The following is a 22,795-nucleotide window of genomic DNA, read 5'->3' on the forward strand; positions in this document are numbered from 1 at the left end:
GCAGAATCGTTGTCTGCTAGCGTTTATGCTGAACCTCCTGTACAAAGAGGTCGAAATCCGAAAGCTGAGCGTCATTAAACTTGCGGAATTCCGCCACTGCTTTGGCATCTGCCTGTTTCTTGCTTATGTTGCCTCGTCCTTGTAGTGACTGACCACCGGTGAACAGTATGTATTGATTGCAGAGTTCGGCACACTGTGCCATCGTAGTGGTCTGATGATTACGTACGCGTAGCTCCACGGCATCCAAGAACCCGGAGACTAACTGGTTCAGATGGCTGAGCTCGTCTTCATTGAGATAGTTTTTAGCTATGGTCACATCCGAGGAGTGGATTCTGCTTTCTGGCGCCCCTTTCCATGTCATCAAGCCCATATGCGGTTTTCGGCATCGACTCGTTCGTCAATAATTTCCGCTGCGGTGCGACCGCTGACAGCGTAGTGGAACCGATTCTGTACATTGGCGAAGAAGTCTCGTGCTTCTTGGCTTTTTGAGTCATAGTCCACACTGATGTCCTGAAACAGATCTGTGTTTTTTTGATAAAAACGGCGTTCGCTCGCGCGGATGTCACGGATGCGGCTTAACAGCTCATCAAAATAATCTTTGCCGAACGGGCGACCGTTCTTGAGCATATCGTCATTAAGCACAAATCCTTTAATGATGTATTCACGTAGGGTTTGTGTGGCCCACTGGCGAAAACGGGTCGCCTTTATGCTATTGACGCGATATCCTACGGCGATAATGACATCGAGATTGTAGAACGTGACTGTGCGAGAAACCTGTCGAGTGCCCTCTCGCCGAACTATTAAAGAATCTTGAATAGTTCGTTCTCGCTCCAATTCGCCTGATTCGTAAATGCCTTGTAAGTGGTATGAAATATTGGGCACGGTAACGTCGAATAGTTCCGCCATTGCCTTCTGCGTCAGCCAGAATGTCTCATCTTTGTACCGCACTTGAACTGGCACATTGTGTCCATCAGCTTGGAACAGGATGACAGGCGTCCCAGTCGAGTCTTCGGCTGGTATGTTGTTTTCGTCATTGATGGTGCCCATTCCGATCATCTCCTTCCGAGAAAAAAGTTGTCTCGTGTTCCAGTTCGCGGAGCACATCGGCAGGGTCTTTGTTGAAGAATCGGCATAGCAGCATGAATTCCAACAGCGTTGGCGTACCATTTTTCTGCCGGAATATGTCCATAATGCGGCTGTGCGTCATGCCGGTATCGGCGCCGATGCGCCGATATGACGGCGTCTTGTCAGACGTATTCCGCAACTGTGTGAAATACTCCGCCATTGCCTGTTCGAGATCGCTCCACTGCCTACCTTTGATCGCCATAACAATACGATATCAAAATGTATGAATATTCATCCAATGCTAGGTGTCGGGGCGTGATTACAAATAGTCGATAATACGGCAAATGCGGGTGAGGATTCTCACCCGCTTTGTGCTGGTATTACGACAGGCTTGGCCTCAGGCCCTGACGGCCTTCGTACCGTTCTTATCGCCTAGGTACTTGACCAGGCTGATGCTGATCAGAGCCACGGCGAACAGGCTGGTGAACACCGGGATGAGCGCGGCGTAGCGGTGGGCCTGATCGGGCGCGTGGGTGACCACGAACGAGGCCAGCTGGTTGCCGGACAGACCGGCGAACGCCCAGGCGCTCAGCGTCAGGCCGTGCGTGGTGGAGACGGTCTTGGTGCCGAAGTGTTGGTCAAGCAGCACGGGCAGCGTCGAGAAGCCGCCGCCGTAACCCGCGTTGACGAGGAACAGCAGGGTCAGCACAGCCCACAGCAGGGCGTTGTTGAGACTGTTGGTGAAGATCTGCAGCAGACACACGGCGATCGACATGATGAAGATCACCTGATAGACGGTCTCGCGGCGCTTCAAGTGGTCGGAGAGCGTGGAGAAGCCCACGCGGCCGGCCGTGTTGAACACGGAGTCCACGGCGAGCACCAGCCCGATGATGCCGGCGATGGCTGCGGCGAACTTGGCGGGGCTCAGGCCGGCATACTGCGGGAAGGCCTCGAGCACATCGTGAAGGATGTCCTTCTCCTGGCTGATAAGGGCCAGGCCGCAGGTGATGTTGATGTAGAAGGCGATCCAGATGCCCCAGAACACGGGTTTCCTGAGGATCGTATTGCGGCTGACGTGCGAGGTCGCGGGATCGTAGACCCAACCGGCCGGGCGCCTGATGAGCAGGAATCCGACGAACATCATCACCGCGTAGACCGCGGCGAGGATGAAGAACATGCTGACCAGACCAACCGTGCCGATGAGATATTCCATCAGCGGGCTGGCGATGGCCTTGGCCAGGCCGAAACCGGCGACGGCGATGCCGGTGGCGAGGCCTTTGTTATCGGCGAACCAGAGCATCAGGTTCTTGACGGGGGTCAAGTAGCCGACGCCCAGGCCGACACCCATGATCGCGCCGTAGCAGATGAACACACCCGGCAGGAAGGTCAGGGCGATGCTCGCGCCCGTGCCGGCGAAGCCGACCACGAAGCAGACCATGGAGACGAGTGCGGATTTCTTGATGTTCTTTTCCACCATCGGCCCGGCGAACGCGGCGGACATGCCGAGGAAGAAGATGGCGAGCGAAAAGCCCCATTCCACGGAAGTGGGGCTGGCGTGGAGGCGATCGGCGATAAGCTGCTTGAACACGCTCCAGCAATAGACGGTACCGATCGGGATATGAATTAGCAGTGCGGGGATGATTGCGCTGGTCCAACGATTCTCGGTAAACCTTGCCATGCAGGCGGATCCTTTCGTAACTGGCGTACGATGACCTGCCGGCTTGCTCAAGAGATGCCGCGCCCGCATAAACGCACATCATGCGGCGTGCCCTGCGGGTTGTTCGGGACGCACGAATCGAATCAGATCGTGCGAACTGCGAACAATTCGCTGAACATCCTTGGTGTGCTTTTCATCGGCGCTGCTGGCTCTTGTCAACGCCGACAAGCAGTACTATAACGCCGATACGGCAGTGAATCGGCCGGTTTCTGCGGTTGAATGCTGTGAGATTATTCACATCGAAAACGGTTATAGGACGGTATCGATGTGAGTGATGGAGTGTGGAGGCAGGCACTGATAGTACGGGGCCTAATGACATGGTCTGCGCCTTAGCGCAGACCCTAAGCCAGCAGTATTGATTCAGCATTGATTCGCCCGGTAATGAGAAAGCCTCCGCGGCGAAGCGGAGGCTTTCTCATTACCGGTGTTGTGGTGTCGGCGCGCAGGACTTTATGCACGCCGACACCACAACACCTTGATGCGGGGAAAATCAGCCCGTGTTCTGCAGGCCGGCGGCGACTCCCGAAACGGTGCAGAGAATCAGATAGATGAACTCGGCCTGTTGGCTCTGGCTGAGTTCTTCCTTGTCCACCTTCTTGCGCAGCGACTTGAGCGCGAGCACCTGGGTGACGGACAGCGCGTCGACATACGGCGAGCGGATGCGGATGGCCTGGCCGAGCACGTGGCGGTGCTGCAGCGGCCACTCGTCGCCGACGATCTTGAGCACCCACTCGGTGGTGAGCTCCATCTCGTCGAGCACCTTCTTGGCCAGTTCGTCGTCGTCGCCCAGCGCCAGGTACATCTTGGCGATACGCTCGTCGGTCTTGGCCAGCGACATCTCGATGTTGTCGATGAACGTGGAGAACAGCGGCCATTCCTCGTACGCCTCACGCAGCGTATCCAGATCGCCGAACTTCTCGCACGCGGTGCCCAGGCCGTACCATGCGGCCAGGTTGATGCGCGCCTGCGCCCACGAGAACACCCACGGGATCGTGCGCAGATCGTCGAGCGACTTCGCGCCGAGGCCGCGCTTGGCCGGGCGGGATCCGATCGGCAGCAGGCCGACTTCGGTCAGCGGGGTCACGGTGGAGAACCACGGTGCGAAATCAGGCGTGTTGAGCAGATCGAGGAAGCGTTCGTGCGAGGCGTCGTCGAGCTCCTTGGTCATCTCCGCGTACTTCTCGGTCATCTCCGTGTTGGTCTTCTCGACGCTCGGAGCGGACTGCAGCAGCGTGGCCGCCGCCACCGACTCGACGTGGCGGATGGCCAGCACCGGGTTGCCGTAGCGGGCGAAGATCACCTCGCCCTGTTCGGTGAGCTTGAAGCGGCAGTTGACGGAGCCCTTCGGCTGGGCCAGCACCGCACGGTTCGCCGGGCCGCCGCCGCGGCCGACGGCGCCGCCGCGGCCATGGAACAGGGTCAGGTCGATGTTGTGCGACTCGGCCCAAGCGACGATGCGCGATTCGGCGGAATGCAGCGCCAGCGTGGCGGTGGTCGGGCCGGCGTCCTTCGACGAATCGGAGTAGCCGAGCATGACCTCCATCCTGCCGCCGGTGTCCTTGAGGCGCGCCTGCACCTCGGGGATCTTGATGATCTCCTCGAGCACGTCCACCGAGTTCTGCAGATCCTCGAGCTGCTCGAACAGCGGGATCACGTCGATGACCGGCACATCATGCGGATGGGCGAAGGCCAGGCGGTTCAGCTCGTACACGTCGCGCACGTTCTGCGCCGACTTGGTAAACGAGATGATGTAGCGGCGGGCGGCCTTGATGCCGTTGCGCTTCTGGATCGCGCCGAGCGCGCGGAACGTGTCGAGCACCTCGTGCGTCATCGGCTGCAGCGGGCCGCGTTCGCCGTGCAGGCCGTGCTCGCGGATGTCCTCCAGCGCGCGCGAATGCACGACGGAGTGCTGGCGGAACTCCATCTCGACCATGTGGAACCCGAAGGTCTCGGCCTGCCAGATGAGGTCCTGCAGCGGGCCGTATGCGGATCGGTGGGCGCCGGCGGCGGCCAGCGAACGCTGCACCACCTTGAGGTCGTCGATGAATTCCTGGCAGGAGTGGTACATCAGATCGGCGTCGCGCGTCACGGTGTAGTGCAGGCGATCGGCCATCACCAGCATGACCGCGCGGTGCGTCTCCTTCGTGGAGATCAGCGCGGCCTTGTCGGTCAGACGCTCGCTCATCTCCTTCTGGTGGTTCCACAGGCTCTTGAGCTCGTCGCTGGCCGGCGTGGTGCCGGTCTCCATCGTCAGGTTCTTGCCGACGGTGCGGGTGGCCTCCTCCAGCGCCTCGATCACGTGATCGGAGAACTTGCGGGCCACCTGGCGGCTCACCTTGGCGGTGACGTTCGGGTTGCCGTCGCGGTCGGAGCCGATCCAGCTGCCCGGGTGGAAGAACGCGGGGCACACCGGCTCGACGAGGCCTGCCTTGCTGCCCAGCATCCAGTCGTCGAAGCGGCGGTAGACGGTGGGGATCGTGTGGAACAGGGTGTTGTCGAAGATGTCGAGAATCGTGTCCGCCTCTTCGACCGGGGTCGGCTTCTTCAGCGCGATCGGCGAGGTGCGGAACAGCGCGTCGATCTCGTTGTACAGGCGGCGCAGGTTCTCCTTCTTGTCGGAGCCGCCCAGGATCTTGTGGGCCTCCAGCAGTTCCGCGATGCGGCGGATCTTGCCTTCGACCGCCTTGCGGCGGGCCTCGGTGGGGTGCGCGGTGAACACGGGGTGGAACTCGAGCTTGTCGAGGAGCTCCTTGGCCTTGGCCGGGCCCATCTCGTTGATGAGCTGGTGGTAGGCGCCGGTCATTTCGTTGACCGGATCCACGGCCTGGCTGTCGTCCACGTCGTTCTCGCGCTGGTGCAGCACGGCCACGCGGTAGTTCTCCTCGCTCAGGTTGGCGAGGTGGAAGTAGGTGGCGAACGCGCGCGCCAGCAGCTGGGCGTCGTGCAGCTTCATGTTGTCGATGGTCTCGACGGCCTTCGCAAGCCCGTTCTGATCCGGGTTCGGATCGTCCATCACGTCTTCGAAGTGTTCGGCGCTGGCCTCGACCGCGTAGCCAAGCACGGTGTCGAAGGTGGACAGCAGCTTGGGATCGAACTCGCCCAGCACGTCGCGCAGAATATGCAGGCACAGATCCATGTCCTGCTTAAGGGAATCGGGAAGATCGCGCTCCTCGGGACCCTTGGTCCCCAAGCCCGACGCCACTATCGTGGCATCGGCGGGCGTGATCTGCTGATCATCGGTATTTGTCATCAGACCTCCTTTGCCAAACCGCCGGTTGTTCGGTCTGCCTGCCCTCCGCGGCTCCTCCGCAGTTGTGTTGACAGGCCGTTGCGAACCCAAAGCCCTTGGTTTAACGGTTGTGCCGACCATTGTAGGACCCCGTAATCGACACTTACGTTACATAGTCCATTATGTGCGCTGTCGGCGATCGGCGGGGATACGTGCATTGACGGTCTGCGTCGGGCTGCTTGGAGGGGCGCCGCCGCGTGGCATTACGGGAACGCCGGGCGTCGAAGCCTGCAAAATCCATGTTTTGAGCCACCCATGTCCGATCCGTGGACGTCATTATGATCTTCCGCATGCTGAGCCCACGCCACGCGCTAGTACTGAATACTGTGAAATCAGGGCATCAGTATCAGGAATCCAGCAGCGCGACGGCCGTACGCAAGTACCATACCCATTCCATCCCCTTGGATATGGAGGACATCAAGCGTGATTGGGACAAGCCGATCGCGGAGGCCGGGCTGGCGGCGAAGACCAGCGTCGTCGTGCGCGTCGGAGCCCTGGACCTGGGCGCCGGCACCGGGTCGTTCCGCGTGCGCGAGATGATGCACCGCATCGCCTACCCGCTCGGCGTGCATGTCCGTGCCGATGTGAACCTGACCGACATCGAGGCGGCGTGCACCGACGGCAAGAACCGCATCACGGAGGTCATCGACCTGCCGACGACCGGCGTGAACACCGAGCGCATCTGGCTGCTCGAGCATTACGCCGACTGGTTCAGCGTGAACCTGGGGTTGGATTCGATGTATCACAGCACCAGCGCCGTGTCCGAAGGGCTGGTGCAGAATCTGGACAAAAGCGACGTGTCCGAGGTGTCCGCGCAGCTGGCGAAGCAGCTTCGTGAGGCCGAACGGCAGGAGGGCGAGGACGGGGACGCTGGCTCCGGGGACGGCGAGCGGCTCCATGACGCCGTGCTGGACGCGCTGGAACGAGCCGAGACGGTGGTGCCCGGCGTGGCGGTGAAATCGACCGCCAAGGAACTGAATGTCGAGAATCTCGCCGGGGACATCACCGAGCACGAGGTCAATGATGTGGAGCGGCGTGAAGCGGCCTCGCGTTCCGCGCAGGCCGATGCGCCGGCCGGCGCATCGGCTGCCGGTCCTGATTCGGGAGCGGCCTCCACGTCCTTCCCGTTTTCCCCGGTGTCTTCGCCCGCACCGGCGGTCGGCCGCAAGCCGCGCGTGCACAAGCCGATCAAGGGCGAATACGCCGAGCACTTCGACGATGTCGGCCGTGATCCGAACGAGTCCCGCCCCAGCATCACCGTGCGCCAGGCGCATGAACGGCTGGATATGATCGAGCGCCGCAAACCGCTGTACTCCCCCGAATTCGCCGGTTTCGCATCGGCGGTTGCCTGCGCGGCCTTCGTGTTCCTGCTCGGCGGCGGCCCCTACGACATGGCCGGTGCGTTCGTCGGAGCCGGCTTGGGCCATTGGCTGCGGCGCAAGCTGTTCGCCAAGCATCTGAACCAGTTCTTCGTCACGTTCCTTTCGGTGGCGCTGGCCGCGCTGGCCTGCACCGGCACGTTGCGCCTGATCGGCCTGTTCGACCCGATCGCGCTGACGCACGACACCGCCTACATCGGCGCGATGCTGTTCGTCATCCCCGGTTTCCCGCTGATCACCGGCGGGTTGGATATGGCGAAGATCGACTTCCCTTCGGGCATTCAGCGCGTCTGCTACGTGTTGTGCATCATTCTGATGGCCACGCTGGCGGGGTGGATGGTGGCGTCGATCGTGCACCTGAACCCCACCGGTTTCGAGCCGCTGGGCCTTAACCCGTGGGTGAATGCCGGGCTGCGTGCGGTGGCCGCGTTCCTCGGCGTCTGGGGCTTCTCCGTGCTATTCAATTCACCGCAGCGCATGTGCATGACCGCGGCGGTGATCGGGGCGATCACCGATACGCTGCGTCTGGAACTGACGGATGCCGGCATGCCCCCCGAGGCCGGAGCGTTCATCGGCGCGCTGCTGGCCGGTCTGCTCGCCTCCGGATGGCGTTCGGCTGTCCGGCGCGGCATCCTGCCGCCTCACCTGGGCTATCCCCGCATCTGCCTGACCGTGCCGTCGATCGTGATCATGGTGCCCGGCCTGTACATGTACCGCGCGATGTTCTACCTTGGCCAGTTCGATACGCAGAACGCGCTCGATTGGGCGTTCCGCGCGTTCATGGTCATCATCTGCCTGCCGATCGGGCTGGCCATGGCCCGCGTCATTACCGACAAGTCCTGGCGTTACGACATCTGAGAGCGCGCGAGAGGCGTGATGGTCGGGCTATTGCCGGCTGCTCGTATTGCTTGCGTGATATGCACCGTCGTCCACATCTCCACATTTTTCTCGGGAGCGGTGGCGCGGCGTCCAACTTCTCGGTAGGTTCGGTGCATGGCTGAATCACTGTCGCTCAAAGCGCTTACCGAACTGAAAAACATGCGGCTGCAGCAGTGCGCCGAGCTGTCGGCGCGCACGAAGACCAAACTGGTGTTCGCGCGCGCCACTGCTTTGGAGCTTCTTGCCGTGGAAAAACCGAGTATGCCTGTGGAGCGAGGGCGGGATAGTCTGTTTTGCGCTGTTGCGCCGACACTCAACACACGCAAGAAAGTGTCTGGCGTGCGATGTCTGGCGTGGAGTGGCCCCATTGAGACGCAGACCGTCGGGCGTAGGTTCGAATGCACCACGCCGGTGTGCACTTGGGCTCATTGCGCCGCTATCCTGACGCTTGAGGAACTCATTGTGCTGGGTGAGTCCATGATGAGGCGTGACAGGCGTTTGAAAAGAGCCACGATCGACGATTTCGTGCGTTATGTCGGCAATGCCAAAAGCTTCGAAGGCATTGCTAAATGCAGGTTGGCGATACGGATCATGCAAGGGGATACCGATTCATCCCAGGAGACGAGAACCCGAATTGCGTTGATGCGGTACGGCTTGCCGGAGCCTGAAGTGAACTATGCGTTGCAGCTGCCGCAAACTGTGAGAACCATTATGTTGGACATGGCGTATCGGGAGCTGAAGATCGCGATTGAATACGATGGAAGTTACCATCGTTTTAGCGGCGAACAGATATGCAACGGTCACCGGCGCCGCAGGAAGACCGTATTGGATAAGGCGACCGATGTTTATCGCCAATCGGCGAAGTGAGGGGCCGAATGGGCGGTCGGTAAGCGTCATTCGGCGATCTGAGGGGCACATATCCACACGCTAAAAGGCTCTTTTGCATCAAATCCTCTATGCAATGACGGCTGGCTCCACAAACACATGCCCCTCAAATCAATGAATGACGCTTACCGACCGTCCATTCTGCCCCTCAGATTGCGTAATGGCGGATGCCTTATGCGTTTCGGCGCTGAATGTCTTGCTTTGCCGTTGATGGCGAAAGTGCGTATGCCTGATAATGGAGTGATGAGCAATGATGCGGCATCGCTGATTGAAACGGTTCTTGCGTTCTACGCGGCGGAGAACGCAAGGGACTGGTCTTCTTATGAGGCGCTGGTCGACCCGGATATCGTATATGAGGAGTATCCGTCAGGCGAGTGCGGTCGCGGTCGTGATGGGTTTATAGCCGGTGTGCAAGAGATGTATAAGGGGCGTGACGCGACGATGTTCACGGTGCGATCGATCGGCGCCGATGCCTCGCGCGGGGTGGTGCATGCCGAATTGGAGTGCGAGGGGCGACTCTCGGTTAACGTGTTCGAATTGCGCGATGGCCGCATCGTCACGGAACGTGAATATCTGGGCCGTGGCTATGGGCATCCGTAGTACGCGGCGGTAGATATGGCACGGGCCGTCCGGCGCGTTGGCGCGCCGGACGGCCCGTGCCATTCGGGTGAAGGCCGGGATCAGTACTTCATGCCCATGGCTTCGCGTACCTGATCGAGGGTTTCCTCGGCGATCGCGTTGGCGCGGGCGTTGCCGTCGTGCAGGATGTCGCGGATGGAGTCCATGTCCTTCGCCAGCTCGGCGCGGCGCTCGCGGTGCGGGGCCAGGAATTCGTTGACGGACTCGATGACGTACTTCTTCAGCGCGCCGGCGCCGGCGTCGCCGATCTCCTCGGCGATCTCCTGCGGGTCGCGGCCGGTCACCAGACCGGCGGTGGTCAGCAGCGCGGACACCTGCGGGCGGGCGATCGGGTCGAAGGTGATCCTGCGCTCGGAGTCGGTCGGGCTCTTCTTGATCAGCTTGGCGGTTTCCTCGGCGGTGGCTCCCAGCATGATCGAATTGCCGTACGACTTGCTCATCTTGCGGCCGTCGAGGCCCGGAATCTCCGGCGCTTCGGACAGGATGGCGGCCGGCTCCGGGAACACCGGGTTCTTCTTGGCGTAGCGCTCGTTGAAACGGCGGGCGATCGTGCGCGTGATCTCCACATGCGGCAGGTTGTCCTTGCCGATCGGCACGACGTTCGCCTTGCAGAACAGGATGTCGCAGGCCTGGTGCACCGGGTAGGTGAGCAGCAGGCCGGTCAGCGCGTGGCCGCTCGCCTCCATCTCGGATTTCACGGTCGGGTTGCGGTGCAGCTCGGCCTCGGTGACGAGCGAGAGGAACGGCAGCATGAGCTGGTTCTCGGCCGGCACGGCGGAGTGGGTGAAGATCATGGTCTTGGTCGGGTCGATGCCGGCGGCCATGTAGTCGAGCACGAGGTTGAGCACGTTGTCCTCGATGTGCTCGGTGGTGTCGCGGTCGGTGATCACCTGATAGTCGGCGATGATGATGTTGGTGTTCACGCCGCGCTCCTGCATGGCGACGCGCTCGCGGATGGAACCGAAATAGTGGCCGAGGTGCAGGCGGCCGGTCGGGCGGTCGCCGGTGAGCATCGTGAACTTGCCCGGGTTCGCCTCCAGCTTGGCGAGCGTCTCGTCCGAACGCTTCTTGGCTGCGAGGAAGCTCGCGCTCATTTCATTGCCGGCTGCGGTCAGCTGCTGTTCCTGGGATTCGTCCGTCATATTCCCGCCTTTGCGCGTGTTGAAACACCTGAAAATATCGCTTTTATCGTAAAAGTTCGAGCCGACAAGCACGCCGCCGCAAACAAGTGGTACTCTCTTATGTGATGAATCGATACGTACAGTAATTATCCAGGGGGTCACATGGGCCGCGGACGTCAGAAAGCCAAGCAGCAGAAAATAGCCCGAAAGCTCAAGTACCTGACCACCGATACCGATTACGACGAGCTTGCCAAGGAACTCAGCACGCAGGAGCCGGGCGTTGGTTCCGCTGATCCATTTGCCGATATTGAAGCTCAATATTCTCATCATGCGGACTCTGATGTAGATGCCGTCGCCGACGACCACGCCGAGACGACCGCTTCCGCGCCCGAGGATGATCTGGATGAGTACGCCAAGTGGGCTGCCGAGGCCGCCGCGAAGGCGACCAGCGGCGAGATCCCGGTGACCACGGCCAAGCCGTCCGCCGCCGCGCCGAAGCCCAAGCCGGCTCCGCACAAGCCGATCCCCATGCCCGTGCCGAGCGCGCTCAAGCCCAAGAAGGCCTGAAAGCTGAATCTTACGGTAATCTATGCGGCATAGGTCGATGCGGCGTTAGTCCCGGCGCAGTCCCGGCATCAGGGCAGGCGTTAGGCCAGCGGCAGCAGATCGCTGAGATCGTCCCGCTCGCCGACGGCCGTGATGTGCCCGGCGGCCTTTTCCTCCGCCCATGTGGTGATGCCGGCGGCCAAGCGCAGCCATACCTCCGGGTCGAGCTCGATGACGTCCGGTGGCGTGAGATTATGCGGATCCGACGCCGGTCCGTCCAGTATCTTGATGGCGCCCCACGGTGCCACGCGCACTTCCACGCCGGGGCCGGGCGCCTTGCGTTCCAACAGGAATAAGGTGTATCGCACGGCCATGGCCCATGTCGGCCGGGGCAGGTCCGGGTTGACTTCGAGGCGTTGCGCCGCGCTTTTGGTGCCGGTGGCGCCTTCGTACTGCTGCCCGGGCTCTGCGTCCTGCTTGGCGGCGCGGCGCCATGCATCCCATGCCTTGCGGCCCTTATCCATGTCCTGTTCGCGTATCACTGGCATGCCGACCATTCTTCCACTGCGTCTGCACAGCCGGCGCTGTGTCTGCGTGGTGACGTCGCGTCTGCACGTTGCCGTTTCCGCGCGGCGTCGCGTTCGGCCGGCGCGTATCCGCACAACGTTGTATCGCTTGGTCGTATCGCTCGGTGCCGGCGTGATCCAACGAATGAAAACGTTGGAGGTGTCGTGCCGCGCTGGCTGAGCGTGTCGCCCAGCATTACTGCGATGGCTGTAGTGCGCATGGGCAGCTACGTTGCGCATCGCGATAATTGCGGTATTATGGCTCATGTTGATGCAAACGATTGCAGAACGTAATGCTGCGTTCACCTTGGCGTTTATGGCCGGTCACAGTGGCGGGGCATAATTGACAAGGACAACAATCCGGAAAGAGAGTTCAGGATATGACTGGAATCACCGCACCCAAATCACCGGTTACGACCGCCGAGTTCGCAGATGGCATCCGCGAACAGCTGAAGTACGCGCAGGGCGTGACCCCGGAGCAGGCAACGCCTGCGGACGTGTATGTCGCGTCTTCTCTCGTCGTCCGCCACTATCTGCAGGACGCTTGGTTCAAGACCCAGCAGGATATGATCAACGGCAGCACCAAGGCCGTCGGCTACCTGAGCGCCGAGTTCCTGATCGGCAAGCAGCTGCGCAACGCGCTGCTCAACGCCGGCATGCTCGACCAGTTCGATGAGGCTGTGGAAAGCCTCGGATTCAAGCCGCAGGACGTCGTCGACGCCGAATATGAGCCCGCGCTCGGCAACGGTGGCCTGGGCCGTCTCGCCGCCTGCTTCATCGACTCCCTCGCCTCGCTCGGCGTGCCCGCTTTCGGTTACGGCATCCAGTACAAGTACGGCATCTTCAAGCAGGAATTCGACAAGGACGGCAAGCAGGTCGAGAAGCCGGAATACTGGCAGGCCAACGAGGAGCCGTGGGGCCACGTCGACTACAACCGTTCGCAGCGCGTGAACTTCGGCGGCAAGGTCGTCACCCGTCCCGACGGGTCCAAGGAATGGCAGCCGGAGTGGTCCGTGCGCGCCGTACCGGTCGACTACATGGTGCCCGGCTACGCCTCCGGCCGCGTCAACACGCTGCGCCTGTGGAGCGCCAGGAGCTATGACGAGTTCGATCTCGCCACCTTCAACAAGAGCGACTACCTCAACGCCGTCAAGCCGCAGGTCGCCGCGGAGAACATCTCCAAGATCCTCTACCCGGAGGATTCCACCCCGCAGGGCAAGGCGCTGCGTCTCGAGCAGCAGTACTTCTTCGTGGCCGCGTCCATCCACGACGCCATCCGCGTGTTCTACCCCGGCCAGGACAAGCCGGATCTGACCACCTTCCCGGACAAGATCTGCTTCCAGCTCAACGACACCCACCCGGTGATCGGCATCCCCGAGCTCATGCGCGTCCTCATCGACGAATACGGCTATACGTGGGACGTTGCGTGGGACATCACCACCCGCACCTTTAACTACACCTGCCACACGCTGCTGCCCGAGGCGCTCGAAGTGTGGCCGGCCGAGCTGATCGGCGAGCTGCTGCCCCGCCACCTGGAGATCATCAAGGCGATCAACACCAACTTCCTCGCCGAGCTCGCCACCAAGACCCGCGACAAGGCCAAGATCAACCGCATGCGCATCGTCACCGAGGGCGACAACCCGCAGGTGCGCATGGCGTTCCTCGCCGTCGCCGGCGGCTCGCACGTCAACGGCGTGGCCGAGCTGCACTCCGAGCTGCTCAAGGACGTCACGCTGCGCGACTTCTCCGACCTGTATGGCGACAAGTTCACCAACGTGACCAACGGCGTGACCCCCCGTCGCTTCATCCGCCTCGCCAACCCGCGCCTGTCCGCGCTGATCACCGAGGGCCTGGGCACCGACAAGTGGCTGAGCGATCTCGAGCTGCTCAAGGGCCTTGAGCCGCTGGCCAAGGACGACGAGTTCGTCAAGAAGTTCGCCGCCGTCAAGCAGGCCAACAAGGTCGACTTCGCCAACTACGCGAAGCGCGAGTACGGCTTCGAGCTGGACCCGAACACCATGTTCAACACGATGGTCAAGCGCCTGCACGAGTACAAGCGCCAGTCGCTGAAGATCCTCGCCCTGATCGCCCGCTACGCGGACATCAAGTCTGGCAGGCTCTCCGCCGACGACGTGCTGCCGCGCACCGTGATCTTCGGCGCCAAGTCCGCTCCCGGCTACTACCTCGCCAAGATGACGATCCAGCTGATCAACAACGTCGCCCGGGTCGTCAACAACGATCCGGACGTCAAGGGCAAGCTGAGCGTGTACTTCCCGTGGAACTACAACGTGCGTCTCGCCCAGCACCTGATCCCCGCCACCGACCTTGACGAGCAGATCTCGCAGGCCGGCAAGGAGGCCTCGGGCACCGGCAACATGAAGTTCGCCCTCAACGGCGCGATGACCGTCGGCACGCTCGACGGCGCGAACGTCGAGATCCGCGAACGCGTCGGCGCCGAGAACTTCTTCCTCTTCGGCATGACCGTCGATGAGGTGGACAAGCTCTACGAGGAAGGCTACTCGCCGGCGAAGTACTACGAGGCCGATCCGCGCCTGAAGGCCGCCATCGACATGGTTTCCGACGGCACCTTCTCCAACGGCGACCGCAACACCTACGCGCCGCTCGTTGCCGACTGGCTCACCAAGGATTGGTTCATGACCCTCGCGGACTTCACCGCCTACTGCTCCATCCAGTCCGACATCGAGGCCCTGTACCGCGAGCCGCTCGAGTGGAACCGCAAGGCGCTCCTCAACGTCGCGAACTCCGGCTACTTCAGCTCCGACCGTTCGATCGAGGATTATCTGACTCGCATCTGGCACACCGGCCCGCTGGTCTGATGCACGTCTGCCCGGTGCGCCAGCTGCGAGACGGTATTTCTACCTCGCGCCTGTCGGCGCTCGGCGTCGCCTACAGACAGTCCGCTGGACTGTCTGCTTAACGGCTCCGCGCATCTGGCACACCGGCCCGCTGGCCTGATGCACGTCTGCCCGCTGGTCTGATGGCCTGACAGGCCGGTATTAGACCGACGTGATGTAATGCGTGGTCTCTTGTGGGTTTGCCCCGCTGAGTGAGTGCTCAGCGGGGCAAACCCACAAGAGACCACGCATTTTTCTTTGTTGGCGATGATGGGCGGAGCGGAGTGTCGGTCCTATAGGTGGTTTGCCTCGCTCGGCGCCTTCTCAGCGGGGTATCTCTTCTATCCTGTGGAAGCTAGGCCCCCGCTGGGGTTGTTGGTCGGCTGGGGTATGCCGATTTCGGCGTCGTAGGGCATAGCAAAAGCCCTGCGCGGCAAGCGATCTTGCGGCACAGGGCTTTACTACGGTTCGCGTATATGGTTCTCGGCGTGCGGAATCAGGCGGTGGCCGGAGCGGCTTCCTCTTCGCCGGCATCTTCCCCAGTATCCTTGGTCAGCCCCAGATCGACCGGAGACGAGCTGTTCTCCCAAGGCTCCTCCCACGGGTCGTAATCCGGATTCTGCTGCTTGTAGATGTACAGACCGACCAGGCCGGCGAGCAGCGCGCCGAACAGCAGCGCAAAGAACTTCCAACCGTTAGAAGACTTGTTCTCCATGACGGCTCCTTTCCCAATACTGGCTGGCCTGCCCATCCAAGCCAACTCTGCTCTCTATCTTAAGCCGAAGAATGTGACGATTGAGTGGATTTACGCGCCGCACGATTCTCGCCGCAACGGCTGCGCTCCGGCGAATCGCGCAATGATCGCCGTAATGCCCGGATGCCGCCGAGGGGCGGTTCGGGGCACTGGCCGATCACGAGACCGCGCGGTGGCGGATTCCGCGCTCGCGGGTGAGGGTCGACTACAGTAGAGACATGGCTTACCGATTCAACTTGTTCCCCGGCTCTCCGACCATACGCGATATGTTTTCCAAGCGTGCGATCCGCTACCAGTGGCGCGACAACGGACCGGTCATCACAACGGCGATCCTGCTGATCTGCGTGGCGGTGTGGATCGTCGAACTGCTGCTGTGGCTGCTATGGCCCAGCGGATTGAACGAACTGCTTGGTTTCGGCATGTTCCAGCCCATGCACGCCGTGAGCCGTCCGTGGACGTTCATCACCTCGATGTTCCTGCACCAGCCCACATCGCTGATGCACATCCTGTTCAACATGATTTCCCTATGGGCGGTGGCGCCCGTCCTCGAGCGCCTGATGGGCCATTGGCCGTTCCTCGCGCTCTACCTGCTGTCCGGCATCGGCGGCGGACTGGGCATGATGGCGTGGGGCGTGATCACCCCCAACGGGTCGGGGTGGCTGAACGCGTCCTATGGCGCATCCGGCGCGTTGTTCGGGCTATTCGCCAGCCTGCTGATCGTCTATCGGCGCATCGGCATCGACATCAGCTCGATGATGGTGTGGATGGTCATCAACTTCGCCATGCCGTTCGTGATGCGCAATATCGCGTGGCAGGCGCATGTCGGCGGCTTCCTGATCGGTGCGCTATTCACGTGGCTGTTGATTTCCGGAGCCCACTCGCTGCGTGGCAAGAGCCTCACCTACCGCACCGCGGTGTACGGCGCGATCGTGTTCGTGCTGCTGGTCGTGGCTGTTCTGCTGTGCGATATGGGTAACCCGGCCGAGTACTCAGCCTGCTGTTCCGCATGCCGTGAGACCATCACTGGATGAACGGGCCGCGCCCCCACGATTCAACGGAATCGTGGGGGCGCGGCCCGTTTGTTGTGGTGCCGTCGGCCGGTGCGTGACGGTCTTGGTGATGCACCGGTGAAGGACCGTTGGATGCAGTGAATTACATTCGTGTAGTTTTCCACATCATGTGGAAAAGGATGTGGATAACTTGGGTATAACTCGGGGATAACTGTGGATAGCAATGTGAATGGCTCGCTGGGAATGTTGTAAATTGCAGGGTTTTATGGGTTGTGCATAGTGTGCATAACACTCCCCATAGTTATCCACAATTGTGGATAACACATTGTGGATTGTGTATAAGTTGGGGATATAGAGTGGACAACCGGTGGATAAGTGGTGGATAACTTACCGAAAGCCCTGTAAAATCAAGGGTTTCTGATGTGGATAAGTAATGTGGACTACTGCACGCGCAGTAAAAATCACATGGTGAATCGTTACCTAATCACATATTGGACCATCGACGTCACGCATGGTGCTCGTCGCCGTCATGTCTGTCGCCCGGTACTCCTGCTGCTCCATCATGACCGTCCCGGTTGAGTCTGCGGCCGGTGATTCCCCGAACCGGTTACCATGGCTTACCATGACAACCATGGGCATTTCTCCTCAGACACAGGCCTTTATCGACGCGCATCGTACGGAAGACGTGCGTGATTTGGCGTTGCGGGCCAAGAAGAGCGAGGGACTGGACCTGCCGTTTGCGCTGGATCAGATCGCCGGCTGGCAGACCGCACGGCATAAGCTGCCGGAGTGGGCCGGCTGCGATGGGATCGTCTATCCCCCGCATCTGTCCATGGAACAGTGCTCATCGCAGTTCACCGCGCGGTACAAGGCGTCGGTCGCGCGGCGTCTCACGGCACCGGTCTCGGAACATGCCGACCGCGAACCGCCGCGTTCCGGCACGCTGGTGGATCTGACCGGTGGCTTCGGCGTCGACTGCTCCTATATGTCGCGCGAATTCAGCCATGCGGTCTATGTGGAGCGCCAGGAGCATCTCTGCGTGCTGGCCGTGCACAATATGAACGCGCTGGGTTTGCGCCATGTCGCCGTCGTCAACGCGGATGCGGAGGAGTATCTGCGTGCATTGACGGGCGAATCCGGCGATCGTCGCCCGGAATCCCATCAAGACCATTCGGATCATCTGCATTGCCCGGATCCGAACGCCCGGCAAGCCCAGGAACTCCGGCAGGATCGGGAATCCTCGTGGATAGGCGGCTCGCATCGGCAGGAGTCCGAGTCCGCGGATTCGCGCTCCACGGTTGTGCCGACTATACCGGCTGCAGCGTCTGCCGCGACGCCGGTATCGCTGATTTTTCTGGACCCGGCGCGGCGCGACGAGCACGGCGCGCGCACCTATGCGATCGAGGACTGCACACCGAACGTGCTGGAGTTGCGTGATCGGCTGCTGGCGGCGGCCCCCTGCGTCATGATCAAGCTGTCGCCGATGCTGGACTGGCGCAAGGCCGTGGCCGATTTCGGAGGAGCGGTCAGCGAGGTGCACATCGTCTCCACCGGCAACGAATGCAAGGAACTGCTGCTGGTGCTCCAGCGGCACGAGTCCGGAGCCGGGGACACCGGAACTGCCGATGCCGCCGGTAGCACCGGCGCGTACACTAGTACTGCTGCGGGCAACGCTGCCCCGGACAACTCAGCCCCGGGCAACCCGGCCGTCATCGCCGCAGCCGCCATGCATGGCCCCAGCCCCGATATCGCACCGGCATCGGATGGGACGCCGGGGAACCCCGATCCGCCGCTCACGCTGCGCGTATACTGCGTCAACGACGGGGACGTGGTGTCATATGACTACGATCCGAACGGCGCCTCGTCGGATCGTTCGCTGAGACTCGCACCGTTGCCGGAACCGATGGCATACCTGTACGAGCCGAATGCCTCCATCATGAAGGCCGGTTGCTTCGCGCTGGTGGAGAGGCGGTACGGCGTCGTCCAGATCGGCCCGGACAGCCATCTGTTCGTCGGCGCGCGGCGCATCGACGATTTTCCGGGGCGCGCGTTCGCCATCGACACAGTGACGGCGATGGGCAAAAGGGAGCGTAAGACCGCTCTTGCCGGCATCACCCGGGCGAACATCTCCGTGCGCAATTTCCCGCTCACCGCGCCTCAGCTGCGGGCCAAGCTCAAACTCGCGGATGGCGGCGACGTTTATCTGTTCGGCACGACCATGCAGGGAGGCCGGCATGTGCTCATCCGCGCGGCAAAGGTCCGTGCGGAAGCGTCGACGGACCGCTAGTAATCCTGTGTCTGGCTCCCCTCAGAGAGGGGAGCCAGACACGGCAAACGGCTAATACCGGCCCCTCGCATGCGTTGCGGCATACGAACGGCTCCCCTGCCATGGGAAGGGGAGCCGGGAGAATCTATCCTGTGGACGGCAGCAGGCCGGGGTTGGAACCGGACTCAGCGCCACCACATGGTCATGATGAAGCCGACCATGATGAACGCGAAGGCGATGACCAGATTCCAGAAGCTGATGTTCGGGATCGGATAGTTGCCGGTCAGGTAGTAGACGACGGCCCAGACCAGGCCGATGACCATCAGGGTGCAGAACAGCGGCACGAACCAGCGCGGATTCGACTTGGTGCCCTTGATGGTCTCCTCGACGCGCTTGGTGTTCTCGGCCTGGCGCTGCATCATGCGCTGCATCTGCGGGGTGAGCGCCGACTTGTCGGCGCTGGCGTTGAGCACGGCCTCCACCTGGTCCATCGGGACGCCGTAATCCTCATCATCGTCGGTCGCTGCGGCCGCGCCGTCGGTGGCGGCGACTGCCTTCTCATCGGCGTTCTTGGCGGCATCGGTGTCGGACTGCCAGTCCTTCTGCTCTTCCGAGTCGGTTTCGTGCAGCTGTGTATCTGCCATCAGCGTAGTCTCCTTTATATAGGCTAAAAGTCATAATAGTGGTTAGACTCGAAACTGGCGAATAGCGAGCCCATAATCAACTGAAACGGCGGAATATCCATGGCAAAGCACACCGGAAAGCACGGCGCGAAGCACTCATGGCTGGGCGGGGTCGCCGTGTTCGTGGTCGTCGCGTTGTCCGGGTACCTGCTGGCGGTCAATCTGCAGGTGAACCGCACCGCTTCGGTGTCGTCGGACACCGCCGACCTGATCGAGCAGCGCGTCAAGCGCGTCAACCAGCTGCAGGACGACATCTCCAAGCTGGGCTCGCAGATCGACACCTTCAAATCCATCGCGGGGGACGGCACCTCCGACGCCACCGGGATGGCCGACACCGGCACCAGCACCGAAAGCGCCGGATCGGGCACCACGCTGAAAGCTGTCGAAGGGCCGGGCGTGACGGTGACGCTGAACGATTCGCCGCTGTGGGAAAAGATGGTCGACAATTCCGGTTCGACATCGAACATCAACGACTATGTGATCCATCAGGAAGACATCGAATCCGTGGTGAACGCGCTGTGGGCCGGAGGCGCCGAGTCGATGATGATCCAGGACCAGCGCGTGCTGTTCAATTCCGCGGTGATCTGCCAGGGCAACGTGCTGCTGCTGCAGGGCAAGAAGTACTCGCCGCCGTACACGATATCGGCCATCGGGCCGGTCGATGATATGCTGCAGGCATTGAATGATTCGAAAGCGATCAAGATCTACAAGGAGTATGTCAGCGCATTCGGCGTAGGCTGGAAGGTCGAGACCAAGGACAAGCTGGAATTCCCCGAATCGGCGGCGCTGCTGCAGTCGCTGAAGTACTCAAGCGTTATTGATGATTCGAAAGAGACGAACGAACAGTGAGACACGCAAAGCAACCGCAGATGGATGGCGATGGGCGCGAGCGGTACGATCGCGAATCATATGACATGGCCGACCGGCTCGACCAGGTCAGCGACCCCGATGACGGCGGGTCGGAAGCCGCATGGGCGCAGTCGTGGCCGGAACGGGAGCCGGCGCGGCGCCGTCACAGGCCGTTCTGGGCCGTTATGGGCATCATCGCCGAAATCCTGTTGACCATGGCGGTCGTCTGCGCGCTGTACATCGCGTGGCTGCTGTGGTGGACCGGCGTAGAGGCCGAGCGGACGCAGCATGAGGTGCTGCAATCGGCGTCATGGTCCGATCCGGGCGAAGGCGACGCCGCCAAGATCGCGCAGGCGCAGGAGGGCGAACCTCCCGTCCAGCAGGATTCGGCGAACGAGGGGGATCTGATCGCGCAGATCTACATCCCGCGTTTCGGCGAGAACTGGCACCGCAACATCGTCGAGGGCACGTCGCTCGAGGAACTCAACAAGCACGGGCTCGGCCACTACGAGAACACGCAGTGGCCCGGGCAGCTCGGCAACTTCGCGATAGCCGGGCACCGCGACGGCTATGGCCAGCCGCTGGGCGACGTGGACAAGCTCCAGCCGGGCGATACGATCGTGATCCGCACCAAGGACTACTGGTACGTGTACCACTACACGAACTACGAGATCGTCAAGCCGGACGAGGTTCGCGTGATCGGCGCCGACCCGCAGCATCCGGGGGAGGCCCCGACCAAGCGCATGATCACGATGACCACCTGCGAGCCGAAGTACTCGACGCCGATCTACCGATGGATCAGCTACGGCGAGCTGACCTACTGGGCCAAGGTGTCCGACGGCACCCCAAAGGAGCTGACGGACGGTACGGCCGCCAGCGACGTCACCTTCGTCTCCAACGAGAAGACCTCATGGGCGGCGCAGCTTGACTCGCTGGTGCCGTTGATGCTTGGCGCATTGGCCGTGTATGCGGTGCTGTTCCTGGCGGCGCTCGCGGCATGGCGCTTCCCCGTGCTGCGCGAGATCCGCGACGGATACCGCCAGCGCCCGGAGGCGAGCATCTACGGATGGCTGATCCGCCACCAGCCGGGCGTGCTGCCGGTGCGCTTCGTGTTGCTCGCGCTGCTGCTGTTCGCCGCTGCGGTCGCGCTGTTCCAATGGGGATTCCCGTGGGCGGCCTCGAACATCCCGGCGCTGCGCGCGATGTCGAATTACTCGGTGTCGTGAGGCGGCGCTGAGGCTTGGCCGGGGTGCCGATGAGGTGCCGCTGAGGCTGCGTTGCGCCGTAATATGCCGTCCCCGGCCGTGGATTGAGCGGTAGGTGCGAGTTGTCGGTGCGCGGAAACGGAGAGTGGCTGTTCTCGGCGTGATTTTCTATCGTTTTTCGATAGATTTCGCTCGATAAACGGTTGGGGCTACACAGTCGCGCACCGACAACTCGAACTTTTGATGCATTTTCCCGTTCCGGGGGCCTCCGGGCGATACACTGGGCGGCAGGGTGTCGGCGCGATGGCGCCGACGTGTCTGGCAAGGAGCACTATGACGGATTCGGCGCATATTCTGGTGGTCGACAACTACGATTCGTTCGTGTACACGATCGTTGGGTACCTCAAGACCTTGGGCGCAACGGTGGATGTGGTGCGCAACGACGCGATCGACCCCGCACAGCCGCAGGTGCTCGACGGCTACGACGGCGTGCTGATCTCCCCTGGCCCGGGCGCCCCGGCCGATTCGGGCGCCAGCGAGGACATGATCCGCCGCTGCGCCAGCGAACGCAAACCGATGTTCGGCGTCTGCCTCGGGCTGCAGGCGCTCGCGGAGGTATACGGGTGCACCGTCGACCATGCCCCGACGATCATGCATGGCAAGACCAGCTTGGTCGAGCACATCGACGATGAGATCTTCGCCGGGGTCGCCAATCCGATGACCGCGACGCGCTACCACTCGCTGGCGGTGGAACCGGATTCCGTGCCCGATGATCTGGTGGTGACCGCGTGGACGCAGGGCGACCACATCATCCAGGGGATCAAGCACCGCGATCTGCCGATGTACGCCGTGCAGTTCCACCCCGAGTCGGTGATGACGCAGGACGGCTACCGCCTGCTGGCCAACTGGCTGGCCGTCTGCGGGCAGGACAGCGCCGTGGCCAAGTCGCAGGGCCTGCAGCCCAAGATCGCGCGATAGAGCGTTATTCAAATCGACATGCGCCCCGCCGGATAGACCATCCGGCGGGGCGCATGTCGATGTTGTGCCTATTCGGCTGGCTCCCCACAGCCCGCTGCGCGGGCAGCTC

Annotated in this window: 17 protein-coding genes and 1 pseudogene; 10 read left to right on the forward strand and 8 right to left on the reverse strand. The window is 61.8% G+C overall.

The window, feature by feature from the left end:
• Positions 1-16 precede the first annotated feature (16 nt).
• From BBSC_RS14425 to BBSC_RS00255, 4 genes and pseudogenes are all read right to left on the reverse strand, one after another.
• A pseudogene (locus BBSC_RS14425) lies at positions 17-1,104 on the reverse strand (virulence RhuM family protein).
• On the reverse strand, positions 1,031-1,327 hold the full coding sequence (locus tag BBSC_RS00245) for a hypothetical protein (RefSeq protein WP_033517681.1): 297 nt from the start codon (positions 1,325-1,327) through the stop codon (positions 1,031-1,033). The pseudogene BBSC_RS14425 and the gene BBSC_RS00245 overlap by 74 nt, the downstream one beginning before the upstream one ends.
• A gap of 135 nt (positions 1,328-1,462) precedes the next feature.
• Positions 1,463-2,743 (reverse strand): OFA family MFS transporter, encoded by a 1,281-nt coding sequence (locus BBSC_RS00250; protein ID WP_033517679.1) that lies wholly within the window; start codon positions 2,741-2,743, stop codon positions 1,463-1,465.
• Positions 2,744-3,272: 529 nt separating this feature from the next.
• Positions 3,273-6,032: a phosphoenolpyruvate carboxylase gene (locus BBSC_RS00255; RefSeq protein ID WP_033517677.1), complete on the reverse strand. Its 2,760-nt coding sequence runs from the start codon at positions 6,030-6,032 to the stop codon at positions 3,273-3,275.
• 317 nt (positions 6,033-6,349) lie between these two features.
• On the opposite strand from BBSC_RS00255, the gene BBSC_RS00260 reads away from it, so the two are divergent.
• The 3 genes from BBSC_RS00260 to BBSC_RS00270 all read left to right on the forward strand — a co-directional run bounded on the left by BBSC_RS00260 (position 6,350) and on the right by BBSC_RS00270 (position 9,814).
• Positions 6,350-8,308, forward strand: coding sequence for a threonine/serine exporter family protein (locus BBSC_RS00260; protein WP_033517675.1), 1,959 nt, complete (start codon positions 6,350-6,352; stop codon positions 8,306-8,308).
• Between the two features lie 135 nt (positions 8,309-8,443).
• Positions 8,444-9,196: a hypothetical protein gene (locus BBSC_RS00265; protein ID WP_144414378.1), complete on the forward strand. Its 753-nt coding sequence runs from the start codon at positions 8,444-8,446 to the stop codon at positions 9,194-9,196.
• A 261-nt stretch (positions 9,197-9,457) separates the two neighbouring features.
• Positions 9,458-9,814, forward strand: coding sequence for a nuclear transport factor 2 family protein (locus BBSC_RS00270; RefSeq protein ID WP_033517673.1), 357 nt, complete (start codon positions 9,458-9,460; stop codon positions 9,812-9,814).
• A gap of 80 nt (positions 9,815-9,894) precedes the next feature.
• Here the strand turns inward: BBSC_RS00270 and trpS are convergent, their stop codons facing one another.
• A complete protein-coding gene (gene trpS, locus BBSC_RS00275) occupies positions 9,895-10,995 on the reverse strand; it encodes a tryptophan--tRNA ligase (protein WP_033517671.1) in 1,101 nt (366 codons plus the stop codon).
• A gap of 141 nt (positions 10,996-11,136) precedes the next feature.
• Between trpS and BBSC_RS00280 the strand changes: the two genes are divergently transcribed.
• Entirely contained in the window at positions 11,137-11,541 is a 405-nt protein-coding gene (locus tag BBSC_RS00280; RefSeq protein WP_033517669.1) for a DUF3073 domain-containing protein, read from the forward strand.
• Positions 11,542-11,621: 80 nt separating this feature from the next.
• Here the strand turns inward: BBSC_RS00280 and BBSC_RS00285 are convergent, their stop codons facing one another.
• Positions 11,622-12,068, reverse strand: coding sequence for a sterol carrier family protein (locus tag BBSC_RS00285; protein WP_033517757.1), 447 nt, complete (start codon positions 12,066-12,068; stop codon positions 11,622-11,624).
• A 398-nt stretch (positions 12,069-12,466) separates the two neighbouring features.
• Here BBSC_RS00285 and BBSC_RS00290 point away from each other — a divergent pair, with 398 nt between their 5' ends.
• Positions 12,467-14,923: a glycogen/starch/alpha-glucan phosphorylase gene (locus BBSC_RS00290; protein WP_033517668.1), complete on the forward strand. Its 2,457-nt coding sequence runs from the start codon at positions 12,467-12,469 to the stop codon at positions 14,921-14,923.
• A 514-nt stretch (positions 14,924-15,437) separates the two neighbouring features.
• Here BBSC_RS00290 and BBSC_RS00295 read toward each other — a convergent pair.
• Positions 15,438-15,656 (reverse strand): hypothetical protein, encoded by a 219-nt coding sequence (locus BBSC_RS00295; RefSeq protein ID WP_033517666.1) that lies wholly within the window; start codon positions 15,654-15,656, stop codon positions 15,438-15,440.
• Between the two features lie 257 nt (positions 15,657-15,913).
• Here BBSC_RS00295 and BBSC_RS00300 point away from each other — a divergent pair, with 257 nt between their 5' ends.
• A complete protein-coding gene (locus BBSC_RS00300) occupies positions 15,914-16,726 on the forward strand; it encodes a rhomboid family intramembrane serine protease (protein ID WP_046726132.1) in 813 nt (270 codons plus the stop codon).
• Positions 16,727-17,390: 664 nt separating this feature from the next.
• On the forward strand, positions 17,391-18,992 hold the full coding sequence (locus BBSC_RS14110) for a THUMP-like domain-containing protein (RefSeq protein WP_308201342.1): 1,602 nt from the start codon (positions 17,391-17,393) through the stop codon (positions 18,990-18,992).
• Positions 18,993-19,156: 164 nt separating this feature from the next.
• Here BBSC_RS14110 and crgA read toward each other — a convergent pair whose 3' ends face one another.
• Positions 19,157-19,615 carry a cell division protein CrgA gene (gene crgA / locus BBSC_RS00315; protein WP_033517665.1) on the reverse strand — a complete coding sequence of 153 codons (459 nt, stop codon included), beginning with the start codon at positions 19,613-19,615 and terminating at the stop codon, positions 19,157-19,159.
• 99 nt (positions 19,616-19,714) lie between these two features.
• Between crgA and BBSC_RS00320 the strand changes: the two genes are divergently transcribed.
• From BBSC_RS00320 to BBSC_RS00330, 3 genes are all read left to right on the forward strand, one after another.
• Positions 19,715-20,503, forward strand: coding sequence for a DUF881 domain-containing protein (locus BBSC_RS00320; protein ID WP_033517664.1), 789 nt, complete (start codon positions 19,715-19,717; stop codon positions 20,501-20,503).
• 185 nt (positions 20,504-20,688) lie between these two features.
• Positions 20,689-21,729, forward strand: coding sequence for a class E sortase (locus BBSC_RS00325; protein WP_046726139.1), 1,041 nt, complete (start codon positions 20,689-20,691; stop codon positions 21,727-21,729).
• A gap of 312 nt (positions 21,730-22,041) precedes the next feature.
• Positions 22,042-22,686: an anthranilate synthase component II gene (locus BBSC_RS00330; RefSeq protein WP_033517662.1), complete on the forward strand. Its 645-nt coding sequence runs from the start codon at positions 22,042-22,044 to the stop codon at positions 22,684-22,686.
• Positions 22,687-22,795: the final 109 nt, after the last annotated feature.

Origin of the sequence: Bifidobacterium scardovii JCM 12489 = DSM 13734, assembly GCF_001042635.1 — a bacterium.
Taxonomy (GTDB): Bacteria; Actinomycetota; Actinomycetes; order Actinomycetales; family Bifidobacteriaceae; genus Bifidobacterium; species Bifidobacterium scardovii.

Coding starts and splice junctions, on each gene's coding strand:
- BBSC_RS00245 (WP_033517681.1), bottom strand. CDS start 1,327: ATGGCGATCAAAGGTAGGCAGTGGAGCGATCTCGAACAGGCAATGGCG.
- BBSC_RS00250 (WP_033517679.1), bottom strand. CDS start 2,743: ATGGCAAGGTTTACCGAGAATCGTTGGACCAGCGCAATCATCCCCGCA.
- BBSC_RS00255 (WP_033517677.1), bottom strand. CDS start 6,032: ATGACAAATACCGATGATCAGCAGATCACGCCCGCCGATGCCACGATA.
- BBSC_RS00260 (WP_033517675.1), top strand. CDS start 6,350: ATGATCTTCCGCATGCTGAGCCCACGCCACGCGCTAGTACTGAATACT.
- BBSC_RS00265 (WP_144414378.1), top strand. CDS start 8,444: ATGGCTGAATCACTGTCGCTCAAAGCGCTTACCGAACTGAAAAACATG.
- BBSC_RS00270 (WP_033517673.1), top strand. CDS start 9,458: ATGAGCAATGATGCGGCATCGCTGATTGAAACGGTTCTTGCGTTCTAC.
- trpS (WP_033517671.1), bottom strand. CDS start 10,995: ATGACGGACGAATCCCAGGAACAGCAGCTGACCGCAGCCGGCAATGAA.
- BBSC_RS00280 (WP_033517669.1), top strand. CDS start 11,137: ATGGGCCGCGGACGTCAGAAAGCCAAGCAGCAGAAAATAGCCCGAAAG.
- BBSC_RS00285 (WP_033517757.1), bottom strand. CDS start 12,068: ATGCCAGTGATACGCGAACAGGACATGGATAAGGGCCGCAAGGCATGG.
- BBSC_RS00290 (WP_033517668.1), top strand. CDS start 12,467: ATGACTGGAATCACCGCACCCAAATCACCGGTTACGACCGCCGAGTTC.
- BBSC_RS00295 (WP_033517666.1), bottom strand. CDS start 15,656: ATGGAGAACAAGTCTTCTAACGGTTGGAAGTTCTTTGCGCTGCTGTTC.
- BBSC_RS00300 (WP_046726132.1), top strand. CDS start 15,914: ATGGCTTACCGATTCAACTTGTTCCCCGGCTCTCCGACCATACGCGAT.
- crgA (WP_033517665.1), bottom strand. CDS start 19,615: ATGGCAGATACACAGCTGCACGAAACCGACTCGGAAGAGCAGAAGGAC.
- BBSC_RS00320 (WP_033517664.1), top strand. CDS start 19,715: ATGGCAAAGCACACCGGAAAGCACGGCGCGAAGCACTCATGGCTGGGC.
- BBSC_RS00325 (WP_046726139.1), top strand. CDS start 20,689: ATGGGCATCATCGCCGAAATCCTGTTGACCATGGCGGTCGTCTGCGCG.
- BBSC_RS00330 (WP_033517662.1), top strand. CDS start 22,042: ATGACGGATTCGGCGCATATTCTGGTGGTCGACAACTACGATTCGTTC.